At 36.8% G+C, this 19,949-nt stretch carries 23 protein-coding genes, 2 pseudogenes and 1 CRISPR repeat array; of the genes and pseudogenes, 18 read left to right on the top strand and 7 right to left on the bottom strand.

The features are described from left to right. From G468_RS25375 to G468_RS0111700, 7 genes and pseudogenes are all read left to right on the top strand, one after another. Positions 1-171 (top strand): annotated as a pseudogene (locus G468_RS25375) (IS91 family transposase); the annotation flags it as partial. A 124-nt stretch (positions 172-295) separates the two neighbouring features. Continuing rightward, positions 296-1,363 (top strand): P-loop NTPase family protein, encoded by a 1,068-nt coding sequence (locus G468_RS0111725; RefSeq protein WP_026823287.1) that lies wholly within the window; start codon positions 296-298, stop codon positions 1,361-1,363. Between the two features lie 87 nt (positions 1,364-1,450). After that, complete coding sequence (locus G468_RS0111720; RefSeq protein ID WP_026823286.1) at positions 1,451-2,716, top strand: type I-F CRISPR-associated protein Csy1; 1,266 nt, start codon at positions 1,451-1,453, stop codon at positions 2,714-2,716. Further along, entirely contained in the window at positions 2,713-3,627 is a 915-nt protein-coding gene (gene csy2, locus G468_RS0111715; protein ID WP_210409087.1) for a type I-F CRISPR-associated protein Csy2, read from the top strand. Before G468_RS0111720 ends, csy2 begins: the two co-directional genes overlap by 4 nt. 14 nt (positions 3,628-3,641) lie before the next feature. Next, entirely contained in the window at positions 3,642-4,727 is a 1,086-nt protein-coding gene (csy3, locus tag G468_RS0111710; protein ID WP_026823284.1) for a type I-F CRISPR-associated protein Csy3, read from the top strand. A gap of 8 nt (positions 4,728-4,735) precedes the next feature. Then, on the top strand, positions 4,736-5,431 hold the full coding sequence (gene cas6f / locus G468_RS0111705) for a type I-F CRISPR-associated endoribonuclease Cas6/Csy4 (protein WP_026823283.1): 696 nt from the start codon (positions 4,736-4,738) through the stop codon (positions 5,429-5,431). A gap of 131 nt (positions 5,432-5,562) precedes the next feature. Next, positions 5,563-6,311: a CRISPR direct-repeat array (repeat unit 28 nt; unit sequence GTTCACTGCCACATAGGCAGCTTAGAAA). Between the two features lie 298 nt (positions 6,312-6,609). Then, positions 6,610-7,341 carry a helix-turn-helix transcriptional regulator gene (locus G468_RS0111700; RefSeq protein ID WP_026823282.1) on the top strand — a complete coding sequence of 244 codons (732 nt, stop codon included), beginning with the start codon at positions 6,610-6,612 and terminating at the stop codon, positions 7,339-7,341. On the opposite strand, the gene G468_RS23805 is transcribed toward G468_RS0111700, so the two are convergent. After that, positions 7,224-7,931: a hypothetical protein gene (locus tag G468_RS23805; protein ID WP_026823281.1), complete on the bottom strand. Its 708-nt coding sequence runs from the start codon at positions 7,929-7,931 to the stop codon at positions 7,224-7,226. The genes G468_RS0111700 and G468_RS23805 overlap by 118 nt on opposite strands. A gap of 1,103 nt (positions 7,932-9,034) precedes the next feature. Here G468_RS23805 and G468_RS0111690 point away from each other — a divergent pair. Then, positions 9,035-9,754, top strand: coding sequence for a helix-turn-helix transcriptional regulator (locus G468_RS0111690; RefSeq protein WP_026823280.1), 720 nt, complete (start codon positions 9,035-9,037; stop codon positions 9,752-9,754). Here the strand turns inward: G468_RS0111690 and G468_RS0111685 are convergent. Beyond that, positions 9,743-10,372 (bottom strand): acyl-homoserine-lactone synthase, encoded by a 630-nt coding sequence (locus G468_RS0111685; protein ID WP_026823279.1) that lies wholly within the window; start codon positions 10,370-10,372, stop codon positions 9,743-9,745. The genes G468_RS0111690 and G468_RS0111685 overlap by 12 nt on opposite strands. 572 nt (positions 10,373-10,944) lie before the next feature. Between G468_RS0111685 and G468_RS25115 the strand changes: the two genes are divergently transcribed. Continuing rightward, positions 10,945-11,076: a hypothetical protein gene (locus tag G468_RS25115; protein ID WP_276324672.1), complete on the top strand. Its 132-nt coding sequence runs from the start codon at positions 10,945-10,947 to the stop codon at positions 11,074-11,076. A gap of 67 nt (positions 11,077-11,143) precedes the next feature. Here the strand turns inward: G468_RS25115 and G468_RS24815 are convergent, their stop codons facing one another. Continuing rightward, positions 11,144-11,428, bottom strand: a complete 285-nt coding sequence (locus G468_RS24815; protein WP_246067276.1) for a VOC family protein — start codon at positions 11,426-11,428, stop codon at positions 11,144-11,146. Between the two features lie 9 nt (positions 11,429-11,437). Next, entirely contained in the window at positions 11,438-11,629 is a 192-nt protein-coding gene (locus tag G468_RS24810) for a VOC family protein (protein ID WP_246067277.1), read from the bottom strand. A gap of 908 nt (positions 11,630-12,537) precedes the next feature. Here G468_RS24810 and G468_RS0111665 point away from each other — a divergent pair. From G468_RS0111665 to G468_RS20720, 4 genes are all read left to right on the top strand, one after another. Further along, positions 12,538-12,915 carry a CorA family divalent cation transporter gene (locus G468_RS0111665; RefSeq protein WP_026823277.1) on the top strand — a complete coding sequence of 126 codons (378 nt, stop codon included), beginning with the start codon at positions 12,538-12,540 and terminating at the stop codon, positions 12,913-12,915. Positions 12,916-12,974: 59 nt separating this feature from the next. After that, on the top strand, positions 12,975-13,130 hold the full coding sequence (locus G468_RS23800) for a hypothetical protein (RefSeq protein WP_155846994.1): 156 nt from the start codon (positions 12,975-12,977) through the stop codon (positions 13,128-13,130). Positions 13,131-13,543: 413 nt separating this feature from the next. Beyond that, positions 13,544-13,777 (top strand): hypothetical protein, encoded by a 234-nt coding sequence (locus G468_RS20725; RefSeq protein ID WP_034249852.1) that lies wholly within the window; start codon positions 13,544-13,546, stop codon positions 13,775-13,777. A gap of 32 nt (positions 13,778-13,809) precedes the next feature. Further along, positions 13,810-14,427, top strand: coding sequence for a hypothetical protein (locus G468_RS20720; protein ID WP_051297068.1), 618 nt, complete (start codon positions 13,810-13,812; stop codon positions 14,425-14,427). Positions 14,428-14,711: 284 nt separating this feature from the next. Here the strand turns inward: G468_RS20720 and G468_RS24805 are convergent, their stop codons facing one another. Continuing rightward, positions 14,712-14,891 carry a hypothetical protein gene (locus G468_RS24805; RefSeq protein WP_246067278.1) on the bottom strand — a complete coding sequence of 60 codons (180 nt, stop codon included), beginning with the start codon at positions 14,889-14,891 and terminating at the stop codon, positions 14,712-14,714. Continuing rightward, positions 14,888-15,061 carry a hypothetical protein gene (locus tag G468_RS24800; protein ID WP_248604888.1) on the bottom strand — a complete coding sequence of 58 codons (174 nt, stop codon included), beginning with the start codon at positions 15,059-15,061 and terminating at the stop codon, positions 14,888-14,890. The genes G468_RS24805 and G468_RS24800 overlap by 4 nt, the downstream gene beginning before the upstream one ends. A 294-nt stretch (positions 15,062-15,355) precedes the next feature. On the opposite strand from G468_RS24800, the gene aac(6') reads away from it, so the two are divergent. Further along, positions 15,356-15,802, top strand: coding sequence for an aminoglycoside 6'-N-acetyltransferase (aac(6'), locus tag G468_RS0111645; RefSeq protein WP_034249850.1), 447 nt, complete (start codon positions 15,356-15,358; stop codon positions 15,800-15,802). Between the two features lie 137 nt (positions 15,803-15,939). Here the strand turns inward: aac(6') and G468_RS23795 are convergent, their stop codons facing one another. Further along, positions 15,940-16,122: a hypothetical protein gene (locus tag G468_RS23795; protein ID WP_155846993.1), complete on the bottom strand. Its 183-nt coding sequence runs from the start codon at positions 16,120-16,122 to the stop codon at positions 15,940-15,942. A 322-nt stretch (positions 16,123-16,444) separates the two neighbouring features. Between G468_RS23795 and mutS the strand changes: the two genes are divergently transcribed. The 4 genes and pseudogenes from mutS to G468_RS0111630 form a co-directional block, all read left to right on the top strand. Further along, complete coding sequence (gene mutS / locus G468_RS0111640; protein ID WP_026823274.1) at positions 16,445-19,006, top strand: DNA mismatch repair protein MutS; 2,562 nt, start codon at positions 16,445-16,447, stop codon at positions 19,004-19,006. Continuing rightward, positions 18,949-19,365 (top strand): tRNA isopentenyl-2-thiomethyl-A-37 hydroxylase MiaE, encoded by a 417-nt coding sequence (gene miaE / locus G468_RS20710; protein WP_338078179.1) that lies wholly within the window; start codon positions 18,949-18,951, stop codon positions 19,363-19,365. The genes mutS and miaE overlap by 58 nt, the downstream gene beginning before the upstream one ends. A 13-nt stretch (positions 19,366-19,378) precedes the next feature. After that, a pseudogene (locus G468_RS25570) lies at positions 19,379-19,535 on the top strand (IS6 family transposase); the annotation flags it as partial. 187 nt (positions 19,536-19,722) lie between these two features. Further along, positions 19,723-19,949: helix-turn-helix domain-containing protein (locus tag G468_RS0111630; RefSeq protein ID WP_034249427.1), on the top strand; the 227-nt coding region annotated here is incomplete at its 3' end.

Raw genomic sequence — 19,949 nt, 5'->3', positions numbered from 1 at the left:
AACCCAGGTTTTTCTGTGCTGATGAAAGGATTTCTGCGTACCGATCCGTACAAATGTATTCTGTGTGGCGACAGGCTGCTTTTCACCGGGGCGCAAATGGGTAAAAAAGCAACGGAATTGTTGTCAGAAAGACTGCATAACCTGGAGAAAAAGCGATGGTTACGCATCTAAACGCAGGATTAATGTGTCTAAAATAAGGAAATCAGGTTAGAAATTACACTCTCTGAGGAAATGTTAACTGGCACTAAACACAATAAATCGATCCCCATCTCCTTTTTGCAATAAGGGATGGCTTTTGCTACTCACTTTAAAAGCGATTCAATTTCCTAACCATCAAGTACTGTTATTGCGCCATGCACAGGAAAAACATCTTGATGCGGTACTTAAACGCAAGGAAGAGCCGGGAGAAGCACCCGCCGCACTGAATGACCCAGTGATCCGTAACCACCTTAATCAGACCGAAGCAAAACAGTTGATCTTTATTCTAGTCGCCACACCAGTAGAAGAAGTCGGCCGCGATCATGATTTTGATTGGGCAGTGATTGAACCTTCCTCCTACCGTTCGCTGATCCAATTAGCCGGACGGGTGCGCCGCCATCGTGAAACCGCGGTTGAACAACCCAATATAACCCTACTACAATACAACTGGAAAGGCTATCAGGGTAAAAATCAGCAAGTATTTTCGCAGCCGGGTTATGAAACCGCCGCAAAATATACTTTAGCAACTCATGATCTAACGCAATTAGTCGACGAAAACCAATTACGCGCCACAGTCGATGCCACACTGCGCATCCAAAAGCCAACCGAGTTACAGCCTAAAAATAGGCTGGCTGATTTGGAGCACCATGTTATTTCTCAAACACTTGGCTGCCAATATATCTTTCCAGCGAAAAAAAATGTGGCACCGGTTATGCTCAGAGGTAGATTAATAAATCAGCCAACAACAGGAAAAACGTCTGATCAGCTATGGGGTTACACCAGTGGTTGTTGGTGGATGACCGGACTACCACAATACTGGAACCGATTTCGTAGTAGCGCGCCTTCAACCCAACTATACCTAATAGAGATTAAAGAAAATCAACGACCGGTGTTTCAGCTGTATGACAAACAGAGTGGTTGGGTGACAGTTGAGCAATCATTTGGCATCAAACCGCAACCTTTGGCAGAACATTTTTTGCAAAAATTATGGCTGGTACGAGATTACGTCGAATTAATCAATCAACGACAACAGGAAAACGAGCAGATGTCTCATGACTCATATATTTTTGGCGAAATTACTTTTACTCATTGGGATAATGAAGACTGTATTTATCATTACAACGATCAATTGGGATTGGAGAAATTAAAGAAAGTGCATGGATGACTGACTGGTTTTGTGTGGCAATAACCCCATAAGAACATATCAATATTTATCGAATAAAATAAGGATAATCACACGCTTGATCCGGCAATCGAAGACTTCCTTGTCAAACGCAAGGAGAAATGGCTTAAAAAAGAACTTAAATCCTCCGATAATGAAGAACAAATCAATAAAAAACGGCAAGAATGTGAAAGAAAATACAGTTTAGTAAACCACTTACTAGATGTTGCATCACAAATACATCAGCGGGCCTTAACAACTCACCCCAGTACATTTACTCACACAGCTACTGGAATAGCTGAAGAAAATAAAAAACGCCAAACCTTTGTCACTCCAATTATCTACCAGGGAGACAGGCGGAATGACGGTTTTTTACGCTCAGGTAATGTGATATGTGAAATCATTGATTCGGTCGGTAATGCAGCACAACTGGGTAATGAAAACTTTCTTCACCTTAAATTAGCTGATGGGGCTTCATTACTTGAACATATTGAAAATGAAACGGATTTAGCTAAATCACTGTTATCAATCAATGGCCATGATTATAATACCCTTAGAGCTGACCTATTAGCCATCAAAGCTCAACAACAAGAGCCAGCAACCAGTTCCAAAATCAAACAGGTCTATTTTCCAATTGCTGATGGATATCACCAATTATCACTATTGACACCATCGTGTTACTTATTTGAATTACGTCAACGTATTGGCAAATTACTGCCCTTTACAGAACAAAATAAAGCAGCACGACTGTTAAAAAGCAAAAACGAATTCAGTGAACATGGCTTTAGGGAAATCTATGGTATTACTACCATGAGTTTTGGTGGAAAAAATGCACAAAATGCCTCAAGGTTAAATAGCCAAAACGGCGGTAAAGCCCGCTTACTGTTATCCCTGCCACCCACCTTGCAAACTCGCACGCTGCGCATGCCACAACACAATTTTTTTTCTGATACCTTCAATCCTTTTAGTTTAAAGGAAACTTTTCAGGCTTTTCATTGTTTTCTGCATATAGATAAAAACAATATAAATTTACGCACCAAACGAGATAGTTATATACAAGAGTATATCGAGCATATTATTTTAATCATGTATCATATTCGTCAAAAATTTAGCGAAAATGATATCAAATTACCGGAAAACCTACCCTCTTACCAAAAAATCTGGCTTTTTCCTGACCGGCAAGATGAACGCGATCAAACTAATGATTGGCTAACTCACCTGATTGAAAAGCTGGCTCGTCAGTTTATTGCTAGCTACAAAAAAGTAGTCGGCAAAAAGTACATTCAATTAGGTGACGCCGAGTTAAAGAAAATAATCCAATTGGTCGTTGAAAATAATAAGGAGTCACTAAGGTGAGTACAATTAGCTTGTCACATCTACCTCATATTCGGATCCATAATGCTAATGCGCTATCCAGCCCATTTACTATCGGTTTCCCGGCTATGACCGCCTGGCTGGGTTTCAGTCACGCTTTACAACGCAAACTCAATCAGCATGGCTATCCAACCCTGAAATTTTGGTCAACTGCGGTTATTAGCCATGCATGTGATCTGCAAACCTATAAAGGCCCTGGTGATTTCGTTCAATCGATTATCGGTACTGCTAATCCGCTGCAAAAAGATGGCTCACGCGCTTCATTTATTGAAGAAGCACGCTGCCATCTGGACGTCTCTTTATTAATTGAATATGAAAATATGGAACAAGGGGAACAACAGCCATTAAACCAGCAACAGCTAGATAAAATCAGCCAATTACTGCTCACCATGAAAATTGCCGGTGGCGATATTTTAGCCTTTGCAAATCCGAAAATATGGGCTGTTAACGACGACGACGATAACGATAAAGAAAAACGTCAATTAAAAAGTAGTTTGATGCCCGGCTACGTCCTGATTGAACGCCGTGAATTGATGAAAGAAGCTATGGAGGCCGGGAAAGATGCTATTGATGCCCTACTTGATTATTTGACGGTAGATCACCAGTGTGAAAAACAGCAAAATGGCCAAATTGAATGGCACAGTAAACGTAAAACAACAGGATGGATTGTACCGATTGCGACCGGTTTCCACGGCATATCCAGCTTAGCCAAAGCACTAAATCAACGTGACCCTAATACGCCCCATCGTTTTGCTGAAAGTATCGTCACATTGGGAGAATTCAAAATGGTACATCGTTTGGAACAGCTAGCTGACAGCTTGTGGTATTACGCCACTGATGCAGAAAATAACCTCTATTTATGTCAGCAAAACAAGCATAACGAATTTAATTAATGGAGAAACATAAAATGGCGAAAATTAATGACTTGGCTTCCGTATTAGCATTTGAAAAAAAATTAGTCCCCTCTGACGGTTATTTCTACGGCACCTGCTGGAACAATAAAAAAGAGGCTTTCCCTTTAGCATTACAGGAAAAATCGGTACGTGGCACAATTTCAAATCGTTTAAAAAATGCGGTACAAAATGACCCGATGAAGCTTAATGCTGAGGTTGAAAAGGCCAATTTACAAACTGTAGATGCCTGTGCACTCGGCACCGAGCAGGACACCTTAAAACATCACTTTACCCTCAAGATACTAGGTGGCGTACAATATCCTTCAGCCTGCAATAATGCCAATTTTAAACAAAGCTATGAACAGGCGGCAACCGACTATATTGAGCGGGAAGGATGCCAAGAACTTGGCCGCCGTTATGCACATAATATTGCCAATGCCCGTTTTCTGTGGCGCAATCGGGTGGGCGCTGAAAAAATAGAAGTCCAGGTTAGCGTATTAAACCAAGGGCAGGAACAAGAGTGGACATTTGATGCTACTCAATACAGTATCCGTGATTTTGATCAACAAGATGCAGCCATCAATGAGTTAGGTAATAAAATTGCCGCTACCCTGGCTAGTAAAGATGGGGCCCTGCTATTAAATATCACCACTTATGCATTATTAGGCAACGCACAAGAAGTTTATCCTAGTGAAGAACTGGTACTCGACAAAGGTAAAAGTAAAAAAAGTAAAATCCTTTATCATGTCAATAGGCCTGCGGCTAGGCACGAAGGCTTTAGCGCAAGTTCGGAAGTTGAACCCAATGTTATTAGGCACGCGGCTATGCACTCACAAAAAATCGGTAACGCATTGCGCTCGATCGACACCTGGTATCCCGCCTACCAGGATCCTGAACGTAGCGCCGGCGCAATTACTATCGAGCCCTATGGTGCAGTTACCAATTTAGGTATTGCTTTTAGAACCCCAAAAGAGAAACAGGACTTTTACAGCCATTTTGATAAATGGGCGCGCAGCAGCAAATTAGACAATATTGAAGATGAGCATTATGTCATGGCCGTATTAATCCGTGGTGGTGTTTTTGGTGAAAGTGAAAAATAAGGTGGGCTATGAACTACTATCAGGAAATCACTTTATTGCCCGATCCGGATATTACCCTTGGTTTCTTATGGCAGAAAATCTATCAACAACTGCATATTGCATTAGTGGATAATAAAGTTAATCAGACTCAAAGCGCAATCGCGGTTGCCTTTCCTGAGTACGCTTGTTCCAATTTCCACTTAGGCAAAAAATTACGTTTATTGGCGGTAGAAAGAGAGCAACTAAGCCAGTTGCATATTGAGCAATGGTTAGCCCGATTTTCTGACTATGTTCATATTAAATCGATTCAAGCTGTACCATCGCGAGTAAAACCTGTTAGCAACATTCAATGGCAGTTCTCAAACGGTAAAACTGTACCATCGCGAGTAAAACCTGTTAGCTATATCCGTCAACATATTAAAGGTGAAAATCGCATTAGACAGGCGATGCTCAGTAAAGCACAACGCTGGTCTGCTAAAACCGGCAAACCGTTAATAGAGTGTTTAAAACAACTGGAGAACACCCGACCACAAAAGCAATGTGACTTACCTTTTATTTGGTTAGAGAGCCAGCAAACTAAACAACAGATAGGAAAGCATAATAAATTTCCCTTATTTATTAAACAGACAGAAAAAAAAGAAGCGAAAAATGGCCCATTTACCTGCTATGGACTAAGCCAGTCTATGTCCAACCAGGAATTAATTGCTACCGTACCCCATTTTTGACCTTTAATTTTCGCTCTTTAAAAATATAATTATAAAACAATAAGTTGCAATTGTAGTAAAAATAGAAGGGTAAAATACCATTTTTTAGCTAACTACTTGTTGCAACTTATTTATTTTGATTTATGCTATTGGTTCACTGCCACATAGGCAGCTTAGAAACGTTCATCAATTTCTGGCGTAATACGAAAGGTGTTCACTGCCACATAGGCAGCTTAGAAACTAAGGAGTCGAATGACCGCACTGCGCCAGACGTTCACTGCCACATAGGCAGCTTAGAAATTCCAGCGCTGAACATAAGCACGCCTTTGGCGGTTCACTGCCACATAGGCAGCTTAGAAAATTTTGATCGGTCACCAATGCATATAGCATATGTTCACTGCCACATAGGCAGCTTAGAAATGCTTCGGGGGTGTTCATGATTTAAGTACTGTGGTTCACTGCCACATAGGCAGCTTAGAAAGATAACTGGGCTGACGAATCTGACAATTTCTGGTTCACTGCCACATAGGCAGCTTAGAAAGAAACGTTTTATGATCTCTCTCCCACCCGAAAGTTCACTGCCACATAGGCAGCTTAGAAATTAAGCAACGGTACCAATGTGACGGTAAATGAGTTCACTGCCACATAGGCAGCTTAGAAAACCAAAAACGTGGAATTCGCCAATGACAGGCTGTTCACTGCCACATAGGCAGCTTAGAAAGAATTACAAACCATGAATAACATCTACACCAAGTTCACTGCCACATAGGCAGCTTAGAAACCCAACGCCCCACGATGCGGTATTCAAGCAGTGTTCACTGCCACATAGGCAGCTTAGAAAATCAACATCTTTGAGTGTGGAACACAAAAAGAGTTCACTGCCACATAGGCAGTTTAGAAGTTTTGTTATAACATAAAGATATAAATTAATTGGCTTATTACCCCATAGCCAGCTTAGAAGTTGGAAGATTATTAACAAAAACAGAATATCGATGACATAATCAAAAAGTTGCCAATGACAATCGCTTAACCAGACAACGGCAACAAATGGAACGGAATAGACTAGGTGACATTATTGCAGAAAAATCCTGTGTGATTAGCAATCAAATGCTCTGTCAGACGAAGTCAGCGATACCACAAATCATTTAAGGAATTTTAGGAAAAACATATTACCATTACTTGCAATAGGAAAAAATTTAATGCCTAAAAATTTTTTTTCAAATACAGAAAAAAATAATTATATCAAGCAGCATCTGGATAAACAATTAGCTAAATATGACAAGGTAAACTACGTCTACGCTGTAATGAATAAAAAAAACACCGATGACATGATAATTATTAGTGATTTATCTGATGAGCTTGTTAATAATTACCTTAACCAGAAAACGCAAAATATTGATCCTGTCATTATTAAGGCATTAAATCAGCTTGCTCCTTTTTCATGGGATGAAAATATTAAAATTAACTCCATATGGCCAGTTAAAAAAGTCTTTGAACCAATGAAAATGCTTAATATTAGCGGTTATGCTTTTGTTTTGCATGATCACCTTAATAACTTAGCCCTGTTATCGCTATACATGGATAAATTTTTAATAAAAGATATTGAATTTTTTATTAAAAGCAATAAAGGTGAGCTTCAGGGTCTGTTAATTCATACTCATGAAATGTTACTTTCACTCTATCAGAATGAAAATACAACCGAAAAAATTATATTTTCACCCCGTGAATCAGAAGTACTTTACTGGTGCAGTATTGGAAAAACCTATTCAGAAATAGGCACCATACTTAATATAAGTACTTATACTGTCAAATTTCACATTGGAAATGTTGTAAAAAAGCTTGGCGTTATTAACGCAAAACATGCCATCAGCTTAAGTGTAAAACTTAATCTTATTTCTCGCCCAGCGGGTAAAAAAGCAGGTTTGACCTGAGGATAACGCACAACCGGGTATAGTTTGGGGAAGCCATCGATACTTATGGGGGAACCAGCATCAGTATACCCCCAGCGTCTAATTAGGGTTCGTGTGCTAAACCTTGTGCATTCGGCGTAGCAGGGTAAGTTGGCTTTATCAAGAATAGTATTAAATTCGCTGAATAAATCATCAACTAAGCCTCTACCTCGGCAAGAAGGTTTTACTGCAAGAAGCGATATATAGTAATGATGAAAGGTTTGTGGATGATGTTGCTCAAGCCCATCTATAAACGCGATGGCTTTTGCATAGTCTGATCCACATACCTTGCGTAGCTGACTATCAATTTTAGTCAGCTCTTCTTTGGGCATTGCCATCGATTCAGGGCGGAAATAGACCAAAACGCCAGCATCATTTTCTGTAAGCAATATACCGCCATATTTGCTTGCAAGATTGACGTAAATACGGAAAAAATTCCGTAATACATCAATAAGACTATCACGGTCACGGCCTGGAAATATCAGCTTGTGTACCGGTTCTTCAGAAAATGCTGTCGCCAGAATATCACTAACGTTTTCCAAATCAGTATTTTTTGCAAGTCTACATTTCATTGTTGTTCCTCATCATTAAATATAATAAAAAAGCAGTTTTAGCTTATTATTATTTAAATAATAATAATATTAAAAAAGCAGAAATTATATTAAAGGAATAGAAGCATCAACATGCAACTTAATTTGTTAAGAGATTAAAATTTAATTAAATATATTTAACTTAAACCAATATCAAATATCCACATAAATTATTCAGATGTCAAAAAAACATTTTCCATTAAGTTATTTTTGGCACAGATTATATTATCATTGGATAAGTTTTTTTTATAAATAATTTAAAACATCGTCAAAATGACGGCGTATAATTTACATAATTAACATTAATTATCTAAAAAAAATATTTTAACTTATTCTTTTGTTGTTTCTCTTATTTCGTTCACCATTTTTTATATGCTAATTTTTCTTTCGCTGCTAAATAAGGGTAAAAGATTGCATAGCTATTCCACTGCCATATAGACAGCTTAAAAAATGTGTGCAAAGTCCGATAATTCTATTGTCTCGTTCACTGCCTCACAAGTCGCTTAGAAGATATCAATCTGTATCATAATCTGACCGAAATAGTTCACTGCCAAATTCAATTCTATTATTGACCATCTAAGTGCCGAGCTGCAAATAACAAAATTTTGGCTAGCAAACTGCGCTAATACCACCTAAATTTCAGGTATGTTATCTGTCAGTAATAGAATTTAATCTTGATACCGTTAATCAGGGCAAATATAGTATCCAGTAGAAAGGTGATGTAAATCGCGAACCAAAAATCTATCCAACCGACCAACGGCAATGTTTGTTACAACAAGCATTGCCAGAGCAAACTACTGTGATTGAAATTCATAGCAATTCAGATAACAACAATGCAGGAAAAATATTCAATAAAATAACCTAGAGCTGCTGCAAGCAGAGTGTAAGGAATTATTCCTTTCAGATAAAATAATTTATCAAAGAATAAGACCGATATTAATAAGGAGACTAAACAATTAGGCCATGGTAAAGTCAATATTTGCATCATGAGTTGTCAAAAGAAAGAAAAAGAGTATAAGGGATTAAAAATATATTAGAGTTATTATAAAATATGGTTAATAACAATTCACTTTAGAGCGAAATAAATGACTAAAGGTTTCTTTAAAAATAGTTTAATAAACGAAAAGATAAAAAACTTTTTAGATGAGCAAATCATAAAGTATGGTGATATAAAATATGCCTACCTGGTGATGAATAAAATTAATCCTATGGATGTGATAATAATAAATAACCATACTGAATGGTTTGAGCTATATATTAAAGGAAGTTATCAACTTATTGATCCTGTAATTATAAACGCCATGGAAAGAGTAGACGATTTTCACTGGGATGAAAAAATAATGATTTATTCAGAGATGAAACTACCTAAAATATTCAAACACTCAAAAAAATATAATATAAATAAAGGTCATACTTTCGTTCTTCATGATTATCTAACTAACCTGGCGGTATTATCTATTTTTGAAACAGGATCAGATGATAATAATAAATATACTATTAATAGCAATAAAGAAAAATTTCAACAATTATTGATCAAAACACACCAGAAACTTTTATCTCTTTATGATGAAATTGAAAAAGGCCGCAATCAGTACAAACCTTCAGGGCTTTCTTCCAGAGAAAATGAAATTTTGTACTGGGTCAGCATAGGCAGAACGTATCAAGACATTGCAAAAATGCTGGGGATTAAACAAGGTACCATAAAATTTCATATGGGCAATGTAGTCAAAAAACTAGGGGTTTCCAGCACCAAGCATGCTATAAAATTAGCCACTGAATTAAAAATGATCCAATTACCATCTTGATAGAAAATTTAAAGGCCAGCGATCATTAACTTTATATTTAGATTTAACATTTTTCTCTAATAAATAAGTATTTTTACCATCTATAGGCATAGTGATTAAATAGATAACTTCATTTTTTTCGGAAATACCTTTATTAACAATATCAACATTCCACCCTGCACGTCTGAAAATAATCAGCATCTGATAACTAATTATTGCACATATGCCATCATAGTTATGATTCCTGACATAATAAATCATTGATAAAAAAAGCATTAAACTGATAGAATATTTATTTAACTCAAATTTTACAATCCTTTCTTTATCTACAAATAATCGACTAGCCTCAAAATAATTCCCTTTCGGTAAATTTATTTGTTTAAAATATTTATAAAATGTTCCGGTAATCATATTATTATTTTTTATATCAATAAATCTTACACCACATACAATCCGGTCTTGATATGAGCCTAAAAGATAATCAACATTTTTATTGTCATATTCATCAAATTCTTTGTTATTTTTACATATGACTGACCAGTTAAGTCTATCTTTAAATGATCTTTTTCTTAAAAAAAATAAATCATTTTTATTTTTTTCAGATAACTGAATATATTTTGCATTAAAAAAGTTTAACATTCAAATCATCATTTGAGGTATTATTTCATGAGAAACTATATTAACATACCCCTTAATTTTATGATAAAAACTATTAATAAAAATCGACTGAATCCATAAATATTGATGCGGTGATTTAATAATCACTCAACTATTTTTTATACAAAAATGATAACAGTCAGAATTAAGTTAATAAGTAAAAAATGAAAATATATAATCGATAATTTAACGCATATTATCAAGTAAAAGTCTTCTGCAGATGTAAGCATCTCTGGTCATGGAGAAGACTTTTGCTAAGTGATAAGTTACTGGTTTATTTTTACATACAACTAGGTAACTAACATTACGTATACTGACAGTTCGACAAACCATTCGGCATCATAATAGCCATAGTGCGCACAGTAATAAACTGGATAATCATAATAACTTTATAGGTAGATGGGTTCAGCACCCACCGCAACAATCACTTCTGCTGATGTTTGAGTAGAAAATAATAGCAAAATAAAATAAGTAAAAATGCATATATTTCATATCAGCTCACAAATCTTTAACTACAGCAAGCGCTGATTTTACTTGTTGATTGAGCAAATCACGTGCAAATTCTGCAATGTTTGAAATTACAGTCGTTAGCCCGCTGGATGCTTGATAGTGGTATAAACAGACCATCAGCGATTAAAGATACCCAGTTAACCCGCGCTGAAATAACCAATCGGTTCAAAGGCTAAGGAATGAACGGTCGTGGAGCGAAAGCATGAAATGAAACGACTAACCGCCACAATGTCTCTATTAATATTATGTTTTACGTACAAATGGTCCTTTAGGGGCAATAATTTCTAAATTAGTACCGTCAGGATCACGGAAGTACGCAACGCCTGTACCAAAGCCTGATTTTAATCCATCTTCTGGCATAAAAAATATGGGCTCCCCATCAGGCTCAATACCTATCGATTTCATTCGCTCAATGGCAGCATCTAGGTCATCAACTTCAAAACAAAGATGCATGGCGCTAATTTGGTTATTGGAATAAGAAGCTCGGGTAGGTTCAGGTACGACATATTCCAGGATATCGATATTCAAATTATCAAGCTAAAAATTAGCAAACTTAATTCGAATATTATCTAAACCTTGCGTCTGCGCCATTCTCTTGCCACTTATCTCATCAACGTTTACCGCTTTAGTACCCGTTAACGTTTCATAAAAAGCAATAGATTTAGCCAAATTACTGACAGTAATGCCAACATGGTTAGCTCTAGAAAAGCCTGCTGTTAACTCTTTCATATCAACCCCATTAACTCGATTTTTATTTATAGTCTTGCATTATAAGCGTCTATATTATTAGCTATTGTTGCTAGAGCGATTTTCTCACCAACAATCGATAACTTAATTCATTAAATCTGCATACTAGTACTAAGATTATAACTAATTTGTGATATTACTATTATTTTTTATAACACTTTAGGCATAGCTTCTCAGACTTTAGATCTTTTACAAACATAATTGGCAACGCTTAGCCAGTGAGTACTGGGAAATAATATCGAATAGACTTACCTGCAAAACACACATGGATAAATTCAATATTGTGAGAAATAATTACATAATAAAATAGTAAGATATCAAAGTGATTAATTGTTTGTGGCTAATTATCATTTGGATAATAAAGACTCTGATACGGCTAATACATTATATTATAATGATAGCTATATTATTCATATTACAAATCCAACTGAACAAAATATTACTTCGATAGCAAAAAAACAGCTATCTCGACACAAAATATAAATAAAACATTAGCTAATAAAGAGAGCGCGAGAATTGATTTATGGGATAATTTTATTTTTGCTATTATTAATTCGCCAATAAAAATCGGTGATAACGCATTTTGAATTAGCCCAATTTGTATTTTTTTAACTAAAAAATATGACTATTCTTTCATATGATAAAGTGAATGCCTTGAAATATATTGAGAATATTGACTGTAAAAATATGTCTGGCATAAATGTATTGTTGGCTTTGATGTATGGCATTGCAAGTGAATTTAATATCATTACAAAATTAATCACCAGTAAATTTGAAAGGTTAGAAATTGGAATTATTAACTAGCACGAAAAATGAAGATGTTATCAGCATAATGGCTTTACAACCTAGTTGGGTCTTTTTTTCCATGCCATTTCAATGATCTGGCTGTTATGCGAATTATTAAAATAAAAGGCAGTGCTTGTTATAAAACTTCTTATTTTGCTGAAATCGATGAGGAGTTATTCGATAATATATACCCTGAAAATAAACAGTCAATTGAAGTCGTCGTAACCTACTCAAAAATAATTACCGATATGATGAACACGGTTGCTTCAATGGTAGCCAATAATCAAAATAAATTTTTTAAGTTTCTGGCAACCATTACCATACTATTAACTATACCAATGATCTTTTCTAGTTTTTGGGGAATGAATGTTAAAATCCCTTTTGAAGGCCAAGTGATAGGCTTTATTATTGTATTAACCATTTCTCTACTAACAACATTATTAGCAATCATCTATTTATGGATCAAAAAAATTTATATCTAAGTTTAATCCTGTCTTTATTACACTCAAGAAACGCCGCCTGATTAATTACAGTAAAATCATTGAGTGATACACCACCAACCTTGCTGAAACTTCATACCTGGCCAGAAAATTGTTCCGTTACTTCTTCACCATCGATAACTAACTTATTTGCTGTTGATAAAAAAGCACTAACAGTCTCGTTAAGTTATGCCTTGGCAGAAATTATCTCTAGATAATCTTTATACACTAACAGATAGCATTACATATCTTGTCGTCATGTTTTTTTAAAAAAATATTTATTTTTTTTCGATTTTGGCCAATAACGGAAAGAAAAATACTATTTAACGCGGTTTTTATTCTTAATCTTGTTTAATCGATATTTTTATAACAAAGTTAGGTTAATTAATCTTTATATAATAATCGCTAATTATTTTAGTATTAAATAGTATAAAAGCCGTATTGTCGATAACGGCAAATAATAAAAGATATTCATAATAATAAGGTTTAATCCTGATAGTAATAAATAAGTTTCCTTGGGAAAATTATTGTAGAAGCGCAAACTTATCGCGGTTAAGAGTTAAGTCACTGCTGTTTTGCAATAGCGTTAAAATGAAATACTTTTCCTATTAATAATTTAGGAGTCCAAATTATGACCATAATCTCAAACAGTCATCTCCATCTATCTAGTGATTGGGATAATATCTCTGGTGCTGAACCCAGCATGCCAACTGAGTTTAGCAATCCACCTTCACCAGAAAAGTCCGGTTTTTGTGCCTGGATGCGTGATTTTTTCAATTATTTAACCGGGACTTTTGGTGAGAAACTAGCCCCTTCAAAATTAAATTCTGCTTTGGATAATATTTTCAATTCAATGAATGAATGAATGAATGAATGAATGAATGAATGAATGAATGAATGAATGAATGGAAACATGATGATCCCATCTACTTTAACAATCGAGAAATAGAGCTTCACATTGGAAGCCAAAAACAAGTTAGCTTTAGAAGCATGGAAAAAGAAGGCACTACTTATATTGTCTCTTCTGCCTGCCATGATATGGCTAACCCGACTCCAATACAACATCAACAATCTGGTGGTCGCTCTGTTGCAGAGGCACTTAGTTATATCAAAAATTCTTATCCCCACCAGCAAGTAAAAGCCTTAATTCCCATTGCGCAAAGTAATAAATTAGTCTTTAGTACTCGCGGCCATTTTGTGTTACTCGAAGTCGATATAAATGCGGGTAAAATTCAATCGGCTAAAATTCATGATTCTAAAGGTGGTTTACTTGATACTTTTTATCGTGGCGCAAAGCATTTAACCAAGCAGCTACTAGCAGATGAAAATTTAGGTTTAGACAAAAATTTTGCTGTCACTAGCGAACATCATAGCGATCAATCTTTATTGAATGGTAATGATTGCGGACGCTTTAGCGCTTATTATGACAAAAAAATTATTGATAATGATTTATCGAAGGCAAATGCTGTAGATGCCCGAGCTTTCTTTGAACAAAATTTTAAAAAAACATCCTAAAATTAACCGTATTTGTCGCATTAATAGCAATTAAATTTACTTAATAACAAAATAAGCTGCTCGGTTAGTTAAAGATAAAAATGTAATAATGATTAATGCGACAAACCCATAAGTTTTAATAATAGAGAAATAGTGTTTATGACAAATAACCGATACTCGTTTAGCAAACATGGCATGCCGTTCGTTAGCGCCACTCATTAAACAATTTTCTGCATAAAATAAGCCCCTACAGGGCTTAAGGACAATGAAAATAGCGATAATCATTTTATGCATGCTGACTAAAATTAATTTGCCGATAAAGTAGCATCAATTTTTTCCGGCCGCAGGGTATAAATACCACCATTAAATGGATCGATAATTAACCAACCTATTAATCCACCAAAAAATAGATTACCAGCGACATACCAGCCATTTACACTCCCTTTTAACGGTAAGGTAACCGGTTTTAATTCTTCCTTGGTCAACGTAATTTCATAATTTTTTTACCAAAATAACTACCCTCAGATTTTTCTAATATAATTCCCTGAGGCGTTCTTCCTTGAGCAATGATTGTGCCCTTTTGATCTTTGACAGAATATTCAGCGCCAGACGGATTGCTACGCGCTAAGTTTTTTCGCTCACTATCGTTGCACAACCACTCATCATTCCGATTGTAATTAAAGCTAAAACTAACTTTTTCATTATCATCCTTGTCATAATTAATGTTAAATAATTTTAACTAAAACAAGAGGTAAAATAGATATACGATTATTTTTTTTATAAATCGAATAAACCAAATTTATTGAGCAAAATGTGACGATTAAATGGTATTCTTATAAAATAATGAATCAATAAAACCATTCAAAATTTGTCATAACTAAATTATTTAATTTTATTTCTTAATAACTAAAAAGATAATATTGCCGCTGTTAAGCAAATAGGAAACAATATGTCAATAATAATTAGAAAGATGGAAAAAACCGACCGTATGGTTTGGGCAACTATGCGTCTGCAATTGTGGGATAAACAAGCCCGCGCTAGCCACCTTAATGACATCGATAACATATTAAGTAACAAACAGAACGCGGCATATATTGCTCTGTTGGCTAATCATCAGGCAGTCGGTTTTGCCGAAATTTCACTACGCGAATATGCCAATGGTTGTAGCAAACAAACGGTTCCATTTTTGGAAGGTATCTGGGTTAAGCCTGAATATCGTCAACAAGGTATTGCTCAGGCGTTGATCAGTCAAATAACCACCGACCTCATTGCAAAGGGATTTGATGAACTCTGTTCCGATGCCGAAATTGGCAATACACTCTCCTATAAAGCGCATCAAAATTGGGGCTTTGATGAAATAGAACGCGTTATCTGTTTTCGCAAAAAACTTATCTGATCTGATTGTTATAGCATTTTGTTAGGCGGGTTTTGCCTAATTCATCCGTCATAAATAATCAGAAAACCGCCATTGCGAAGGTTTTTTGAGCGCAAGTTAAATTATTACCCAGTGTGCTAACATAAGCAGAAATTAATTTAACTCGCTGCCACTGCTCTTAAACAAATGGCATAACAAATTGTTTTTACTTTTGCTATCTCAACAATGGCTTGGCCAAAGAGTAGATTCTGACCATTAATAATCTCATTTATTGACTCATGCTTTCCGTTAGCCGGCAGAATAATTTTGCACCGTGTTACCCCTGTTAATTGAGTACTCACCACAGTGAGGCAAGTAACTCAATAACCGTTAGCGCTGTTTTTTCCACTCCGCTCGTAATTTAGCCAATAAATCTGCTATAGATCCTACACTTGCGCTAATTTATCGAGCACTATTTTTCAACACGCTGACTTCTGGTTATTGACTTTCCATAGTATAGTAAAGCCAATTTTTTATCAGTGGGTAGATTTAGCTAACAAGCTGCCAATGCATTTTTAAAACTAATTCCTTATACTGAAAATTGTCTAGGATTTAATTTAAATAGCATTAAGCAAGCAAATTTTACCGGCAACATTACAACTCAAAGAGTTAAATATAAAAACTATGACTAATCCCCAAAACTTCGCTTCCCATACCCCAATGATGCAGCAGTATTTGCGGCTTAAAGCACAACATGCTGATATTTTGTTATTTTATCGGATGGGTGATTTTTATGAGTTATTCTTTGATGATGCCAAGAAAGCCGCACAATTACTCGATATTTCATTAACTAAGCGTGGACAATCGGCCGGGCAACCGATTCCGATGGCTGGGGTACCTCACCATGCCGTAGAGAGCTATTTAGCCAAATTAGTTCAGTTAGGCGAATCGGTGGCTATCTGTGAACAAGTCGGTGATCCCGCTACCAGCAAAGGCCCGGTTGAACGTAAAGTTGTTCGCATCGTAACGCCAGGCACCGTGACTGATGAAGCATTACTACAAGAGCGTCAAGACAATCTATTAGCCGCGATTTGGCAAGAAGATCATCGTTATGGCTATGCCACGTTAGATATTACTTCTGGCCGTTTTATTATTAGTGAAATGGCTGATATCACTACTATTAGCGCTGAATTACAACGAACCCGCCCGGCAGAACTGCTCTATCCAGAGAATTTTGTCAATGTTGCGCTATTTGAAAATAATAAAGGATTACGTCGTCGTCCGTTATGGGAGTTCGAATTAGATACCGCCAAACAACAATTGAATCTGCAATTTGGGACACAAGATCTAATGGGTTTTGGCGTTGAAAAAGCAACATTAGCATTGCGAGCAGCCGGTTGCTTGCTGCAATATGTCAAAGATACTCAGCGCACGGCGTTACCCCATATTCGTAGCATTACTATGGAGCAGCAAAAAGAGACCATTATCCTAGATGCAGCGACGCGTCGGAATCTTGAATTGACGCAAAATTTATCGGGTGGTAGCGAGAATACGGTGGCGGCCATATTGGATCAATGTGTTACACCTATGGGTAGCCGTATGCTAAAACGTTGGCTCCACACTCCGTTGCGCAATCTAGATAGCTTATTAAATCGCCAACAGGCAATAGCAGGCCTGCAAGCTTATCATTTTGAATTACAACCTTTTCTACGCCAAATCGGTGACTTAGAACGGATACTTGCGCGTTTAGCACTCCGTTCCGCGCGACCTCGAGATCTAGTTCGTATGCGGCACGCTTTCCAACAATTTGCCGATATTCACGCGATATTAGATAAGATAGAATCACCCTATGTGAAAAACCTGCAATCCCGTGTTAGCACTTTTACATCACTGCAAACATTGTTAGAAGAGGCCATTGTTGATACGCCACCGGTGTTAGTGCGAGATGGGGGCGTGATTGCCACCGGATATCATAGTGAACTGGATGAATGGCGTGCACTGGCCGCTGGTGCCAATGATTATTTAGAAAAACTTGAATTACGGGAAAAAGAAAAATTAGGCATCGATAGCCTAAAAGTCGGTTTTAATGCGGTACATGGCTATTATCTGCAAGTCAGTCGCGGGCAGAGTCATCGGGTACCTATCCATTATGTTCGTCGCCAAACTCTAAAAAATGCCGAACGCTATATTATCCCTGAGTTGAAAGAATATGAAGACAAGGTATTAACATCTAAAAGTAAAGCATTAGCGATTGAGAAAAAGCTTTATGAAGAACTATTTGATTTGTTACTACCCCATCTGTCAGCGTTACAAACTAGCGCCGAAGCTTTAGCTGAATTAGATGTACTCAATAATTTGGCAGAGCGCGCCGAGACTTTAGACTATCGCTGCCCAATATTAAATGAGAGACCTGGGATAGAAATTGTTGCTGGACGCCATCCCGTTGTAGAACAGGTACTGAGTGAGCCATTTATTTCTAATCCATTGGATCTGTCGCCACAACGTCGTTTGTTGATTATTACCGGCCCTAATATGGGCGGTAAAAGTACTTATATGCGTCAAGCAGCATTAATTACCTTGCTTGCTTATATAGGTAGCTTTGTGCCGGCCGAAAAAGCGATTATTGGCCCAATTGATCGGATCTTTACGCGGGTTGGGGCGTCTGATGATCTTGCTGCCGGTCGGTCAACTTTTATGGTGGAAATGATAGAAACCGCTAATATCCTGCATAATGCAACTGAACAAAGTCTAGTATTGATGGATGAAATTGGTCGCGGTACTTCAACCTATGATGGTCTTTCACTTGCCTGGGCCTGTGCGGAAAATCTGGTTAGCCAAATTAAAGCCATGACGCTATTTGCTACACATTATTTTGAATTAACTAATTTGGCAGAAAAACAGGAAGGTGCGGTTAATATCCATCTGGATGCGATAGAGCATGACGACACTATCGCTTTTATGCATAACGTGCAAGAAGGTGCTGCCAGTAAAAGCTATGGTTTAGCCGTGGCTTCATTGGCTGGAGTCCCCGCTAAAGTTATTCAACGAGCAAAACAGAAATTAATCGAGCTAGAAATGCTCTCCACGCTGCCTGCGAATAAATCTATTGATAATTCACAACGAGCAAAAGTCGTGGAAAAGACCATTCCACCCGCTATTAAGACATTGGAAGAGTTAAATCCTGACGCATTAACACCTCGTCAGGCGCTAGAATTGATTTATCGGTTAAAAGAGATGGTGAAATAGTTAGGTTATATGATGCAAAAATACTTGATCCAATTCACCATTTTTTAGCCTGTGAAATGTCACAAGCAGGGATAGACAAAGCAAGTCAGCCTGAAAACTTAGCCATTATTTTATGCGATCATCTGTTATGTGAACTAAAAGCTGCACAAAGTGCTATGCTGCTGTTGCGAAAATATGCCGTTGATGAACAGAGCAGTGATACATTATTACAATGGCTACAACTTTTCGAAAATTTTGCTTATAAGAAAATTACCAATATTGATACCCTAAAAGGACAAATCGACACTGTTGCAAAGATCAGAGCGCTGATAATCTTTCCTAACGACTTAATCAATGCTCGCCAATATGAATGTTTTTAAAGACTGACACTTTATCCATGACATCATCCTTTGGGCGGTATACTGATACTGCAAATATGGCATCAGTTATCGCCAACTTTAAGCGTTGCTAGCCGAACGTGGTGTAAATGTCGATCCCGCTACCCTTTATCGTTGGGTTTAACACTACACCCTGAGATGTGCATTGGTACTAGCATAATTCCTCCTGTTTCACTCCATGGTATATCAATGAAACCTATGTGAGGATTAATGTTCACTGACCCTGTCTGTTCCGCGCTGTCAATAACAGATGTCACCGATCATGCAAAACTGATCCACTAACGATCATCTAAAACTGATCCACTTGGTATTATTCGCACATTTTTGTACGGATAATTTATGTTAACCAAGGAGATATTTGTGGATATTCATGTTCGCTTTGCACAAGGACAAAGCCTTCGAAAAATTGCCAGTGAGTTGGGTATATCCCGTAACACCGTAAAACATCATTTACAACAACAGACAATGCCAACTTATGCTAAAAGAAGTCAACAACCGACTAAATTATCCCCCTTTAAACCTTATTTGCTTCAGCGAATTGAACTGGCTAAACCTGATTGGATCCC

The organism is Arsenophonus nasoniae DSM 15247, from assembly GCF_000429565.1.
Lineage (GTDB): Bacteria > Pseudomonadota > Gammaproteobacteria > Enterobacterales > Enterobacteriaceae > Arsenophonus > Arsenophonus nasoniae.
The sequence above is the reverse complement of the archived record's forward strand: the minus strand, read 5'-3'. Positions and strand labels throughout refer to the sequence as shown.

Coding starts and splice junctions, on each gene's coding strand:
- cas6f (WP_026823283.1), top strand. CDS start 4,736: ATGAACTACTATCAGGAAATCACTTTATTGCCCGATCCGGATATTACC.
- G468_RS20725 (WP_034249852.1), top strand. CDS start 13,544: ATGACCATAATCTCAAACAGTCATCTCCATCTATCTAGTGATTGGGAT.
- G468_RS0111700 (WP_026823282.1), top strand. CDS start 6,610: ATGCCTAAAAATTTTTTTTCAAATACAGAAAAAAATAATTATATCAAG.
- G468_RS0111665 (WP_026823277.1), top strand. CDS start 12,538: ATGCGAATTATTAAAATAAAAGGCAGTGCTTGTTATAAAACTTCTTAT.
- G468_RS24810 (WP_246067277.1), bottom strand. CDS start 11,629: ATGAAAGAGTTAACAGCAGGCTTTTCTAGAGCTAACCATGTTGGCATT.
- csy3 (WP_026823284.1), top strand. CDS start 3,642: ATGGCGAAAATTAATGACTTGGCTTCCGTATTAGCATTTGAAAAAAAA.
- G468_RS0111685 (WP_026823279.1), bottom strand. CDS start 10,372: ATGTTAAACTTTTTTAATGCAAAATATATTCAGTTATCTGAAAAAAAT.
- mutS (WP_026823274.1), top strand. CDS start 16,445: ATGACTAATCCCCAAAACTTCGCTTCCCATACCCCAATGATGCAGCAG.
- G468_RS20720 (WP_051297068.1), top strand. CDS start 13,810: ATGAATGAATGGAAACATGATGATCCCATCTACTTTAACAATCGAGAA.
- G468_RS0111690 (WP_026823280.1), top strand. CDS start 9,035: ATGACTAAAGGTTTCTTTAAAAATAGTTTAATAAACGAAAAGATAAAA.
- G468_RS23805 (WP_026823281.1), bottom strand. CDS start 7,931: ATGAAATGTAGACTTGCAAAAAATACTGATTTGGAAAACGTTAGTGAT.